The sequence below is a fragment of the Pseudomonas sp. GXM4 genome (genome assembly GCF_008923895.1).
GTDB classification, from domain to species: Bacteria; Pseudomonadota; Gammaproteobacteria; order Pseudomonadales; family Pseudomonadaceae; genus Aquipseudomonas; species Aquipseudomonas atacamensis.
Window position 1 is genome coordinate 1 of the sequence record NZ_WBRZ01000374.1, and the last position, 4133, is coordinate 4133.

The 4133-nt window shown below is 60.1% G+C and carries 4 protein-coding genes; 3 read left to right on the top strand and 1 reads right to left on the bottom strand.

What is annotated here, in order from left to right:
* Positions 1-61 precede the first annotated feature (61 nt).
* The gene (locus F8N49_RS26070; protein ID WP_151553156.1) at positions 62-1156 is read right to left on the bottom strand and encodes a PLP-dependent cysteine synthase family protein; all 1095 of its coding nucleotides are present in this window, start codon (positions 1154-1156) and stop codon (positions 62-64) included.
* A 251-nt stretch (positions 1157-1407) separates the two neighbouring features.
* On the opposite strand from F8N49_RS26070, the gene nhaA reads away from it, so the two are divergent.
* The 3 genes from nhaA to F8N49_RS28400 all read left to right on the top strand — a co-directional run.
* A complete protein-coding gene (gene nhaA, locus F8N49_RS26075) occupies positions 1408-2592 on the top strand; it encodes a Na+/H+ antiporter NhaA (RefSeq protein ID WP_122505756.1) in 1185 nt (394 codons plus the stop codon).
* A gap of 171 nt (positions 2593-2763) precedes the next feature.
* Positions 2764-3957, top strand: coding sequence for an S-type pyocin domain-containing protein (locus F8N49_RS26080; protein ID WP_151553157.1), 1194 nt, complete (start codon positions 2764-2766; stop codon positions 3955-3957).
* A 10-nt stretch (positions 3958-3967) separates the two neighbouring features.
* Positions 3968-4133, top strand: a 166-nt coding sequence (locus F8N49_RS28400) for a pyocin S6 family toxin immunity protein (protein ID WP_178117076.1), incomplete at its 3' end; no start/stop codon positions are given.

Below are 4133 nucleotides of genomic sequence, written 5' to 3' on the forward strand. Positions count from 1 at the left end.
GTTGAATGTAACTCCGCCTTCGCGAGCAGGCTCGCTCCCACGGTGGTGTCTGCGTTTGGCTTTAGATATTCGCGCGCAGCACCGAGGTCGGCAGCGCCTCTCCGCGCTCGGCACTCGCGGCCACCGCTGCAATCAACTCACCCAGTTCGTAACCCTGCGCTTTCAACCAGTTCTGGTCGTAATACGTGTCGGCATAACGCTCGCCGCCATCGCACAGGATCGCCACGATCGACCCCGACTGCCCCGCCGCTTTCATCTGCTGCGCCGCCATCAGCGCACCGATCAGATTGGTCCCGCTCGATCCACCGACATGCCGCCCCAAACGCTGCGCCAGATAATGCATGGCCGCCAGGGACAGGGCGTCCGGCACCTTGACCATCGCATCGATCACCTTGGGCAGGAACGACGCTTCCACCCGAGGCCGGCCAATGCCTTCTATGCGCGAGCCGCAGTCCAGGCGCAGGCTGGCATCTCCGGTCTGGTAAAAATCGAAGAACACCGAACGCTCGGCATCGGCACACAACACGCGGGTGCAGTGCTGGCGATAGCGCACGTAACGGCCGAGGGTCGCGGTGGTGCCGCCGGTGCCGGGGCTGGAAATCAGCCAGGTCGGTTCAGGGTGTTTTTCGTAGCGCATCTGCTGGAAGATCGACTCGGCGATGTTGTTGTTCGCTCGCCAGTCGGTGGCGCGTTCAGCGTAAGTGAACTGATCGATGAAGTGACCGCCATGCTCGCGGGCCAGGCGCTCGGATTCGGCGTAGATCTGCGTCGGATCCTGCACCAGATGGCTCTGCCCGCCGTAGAAGGCAATCTGGGCAATCTTCTCTTTCGAAGTGGTCGCCGGCATCACCGCGATAAACGGCAAACCGAGCATGCGCGCGAAATACGCTTCGGAAATCGCCGTCGAGCCGCTGGATGCCTCGATCACCGGCGCGCCGGGCTTCAGCCAGCCGTTGCACAGCGCGTAGAGGAACAGCGAACGGGCCAGGCGATGCTTGAGGCTGCCGGTCGGGTGGCTGGATTCGTCCTTGAAATACAACTCGATGCCGGCAAAACCGGGCAGCGGCAAAGGGATCAGGTGGGTGTCGGCGCTGCGCTGGAAGTCCGCCTCGATGATGCGGATGGCTTCGCGGGCCCACTGTCGGTTGTCGCTCATGGTTTCGGTTCTCGTTGAATCAGCCAGAAGATCGATCTTCTGAAAAAGGTCTGCTGCAAGCTTAGAAAAAATCCCGCAGGCGGCAAAGATACAGCTGAGTCTCAATGTGTCAGGCAACTGCTAGGCTCAGTGCTGCCCGTACCAGACAGCCTGTAACGACATATAACAAAAAAGAATATAACTTTTGTTTTAACAACTAACGGTACGGGTTAGGGTGTTTCACCTTTTTCTTGATTCGATGGAGAGCGACCTTGCCTCTGCGTAGCACTTTCACGCGTTTCTTTCAGTTGGAAGCCGCCAGCGGTCTGCTATTGATCGCCGCAGCCGTTCTCGCGCTGATCATCAACAACTCACCGCTGTCGTGGCTGTACACCGGCCTGCTCGACACTCCTGTGGTGGCGCAGATCGGTGCGTTGAAAATCGCCAAACCCCTGCTGCTGTGGATCAACGACGGCCTGATGGCGATGTTCTTCCTGCTGATCGGCCTGGAAGTGAAACGCGAAGTGCTCGACGGCCAATTGTCCAAGCCTTCGCAAATCGTCCTGCCCGGCGCAGCGGCGATCGGCGGCATGCTGGTGCCGGCGCTGATCTACTGGTTCCTCAATCGCGACAACCCCGCGGCCCTGAGTGGCTGGGCCATTCCGACCGCCACTGACATTGCCTTCGCCCTCGGCGTACTGGCGCTGCTCGGCAAGCGCGTGCCGGTGTCGCTGAAACTGTTCCTGATGACCCTGGCGATCATCGATGACCTCGGCGCCATCGTCATCATCGCAATCTTCTATTCCGGCGAACTCTCGACCCTGTCCCTTGGCCTGGCGGCTGCGTGCATTGCCGCGCTGGTGGCGATGAACCGGCTCGGCGTGGTCAAGCTCGGCCCGTACATGATCATCGGCCTGATCCTCTGGGTCTGCGTACTCAAGAGCGGTGTCCACGCGACACTGGCCGGCGTGACCCTGGCTTTCTGCATTCCCCTGCGCACGAAAAACGCCGAGTCGTCGCCGCTGCTGACCCTCGAACACGCGCTGCACCCGTGGGTCGCCTACGGCATCCTGCCGCTGTTCGCCTTCGCCAACGCCGGCCTGTCACTGAGCGGCGTCACCGTCGAAAGCTTCACCCACGACGTACCGATGGGCATCGCCATCGGCCTGCTGCTGGGCAAGACCGTCGGCGTGTTCGGCCTGACCTGGCTGGCGGTCAAGATCGGCATCGCCGCCCTGCCCCAAGGCGCCAACTGGGGCCAGGTCCTCGGCGTCGCGATCCTCTGCGGCATAGGCTTCACCATGAGCCTGTTCGTCGGCTCGCTGGCCTTCGAACCGGGCGTGAGTGATTACGCCGGCATGGATCGCATGGGCATCCTAACCGGCTCGATCCTCGCGGCGGTGATTGGTTATGCGGTGACGGCGGCGGCGAGTCGCAAGAATTCACAACTGCAATAACCCCTGTGGCGAGGGAGCTTGCCCCTCGCCACAGATTCCTAGCCTTACAGTTACGCAGCGAACAATCCCCACGTCATTAGCGACCCGTCCTACAGCCACACTTTCCCCGCTTCGATAACGTCGTGCGGCCCCTTCTCGAGGGGCTGTCGACGATGAACGAAGGGACGATCAGTGGCGCGGAACAAGGACATTCCCCGGGTGCAAAACCCGCCGGAGGGCGACGGACATCACGTTACCTGGCGGTATATGACGGCCGCCGAACTGGCCGAGCGCGAAGCCGGGCAAAACGCTTACGACGCGATGCTGGCGCGGCAGGAGGCGTTCGAGCGCAGCAGTGAAGTGGCGGCGAAAAAACCTGAAGCCGTGCGTGCCGGCTGTGTATTCGCCAAGTCCTGCAAGTTGCCGGATGCGATTATCGATTACAGCAATCCTTCCGGCATGGTGCCGACCGACAGCCTGAAGGATTACGGCGAGCTGATCCTGCTCGGCGCTCGCGAAGCCGACGCAAGCGGCGGCATTCCTCTCAAGAAAATCAGCGCCAACACCATCCCGGTCGGGTTCGGCAGTCTGGCCCTGGCAGGCTCGGCTTTTGAAGTGCTACCGGCGCTCGCCTCCCCTGCGGCGGCTGCGTCTTTGGTGGGGCTGGTTGCGCTTTTGATGCCATCCAGCCTGGGCGACAGCGCGCTCTACACCGATGAGCAACTGAGCACACTCAAACAAGCCCGAACCCGCGTGCGCCTGCGCGTCGAGCAACAGGCCGATGGCAGCCTCAAGGGTTACGGTTTCTACACCGGTAAGAACCGCGATTGGGAAATGGTCAATGTCGTGCAGTTCATTGCACGCGGCGACCGGTTCGTTGCGGATCTGGGTGAAGGAGTCGAGCTGCTCTGGACCCCGGCGGTGGATGGCTCGGACATCCTAGGCATTCCAGCGCTGGAGGCCGCCCCGCAGGCACCGCATATCTGGGTGTATCCACCGACGAAAGCGGCGGACGGAATTTTGGTGAATCCGGTTTATCCGCCGGAGTACAAAGACTTTATTTTGGTGTATCCGGCAGATTCGGGCGTCAGGCCGGCCTATGTTGTGCTCAGCCGTGCTCGTGACCATGCTTATTACGGCCATCCGAAAACGCTGCCCGCATTCCCTGATGCAGTCAAAGTGAAATCGAAGTCGTCAGTGCAAGGTGGTGGAAAGCAGCGAGCACGTTGGGTAGACCGCAAAGGTCGAATTTACGAGTGGGATTACAAAAGCAACGCCGTCGAAAAATACGACAAATTAGGAACGACTCATTTAGGCGAGTTCAATCACTTGACGGGTGAACAAACGGGACCAGCGGATCCAAAACGAAAAACTTCTAGAAATTAAGGATTGAAACATGCGCTTTCTTTCGATTACCGGATTCTTCCCTGACGAAGTCCAAGATGACTCCTTGCAATTCGAGCTGGATATCACCGGCAGCGAGATGAATGAAAAAGTGGCTCAGCTCATTGAATCAAAGCCCTTGGATGAGGTGGAACCCGGCGAGCTGTTGTTGACTCAGG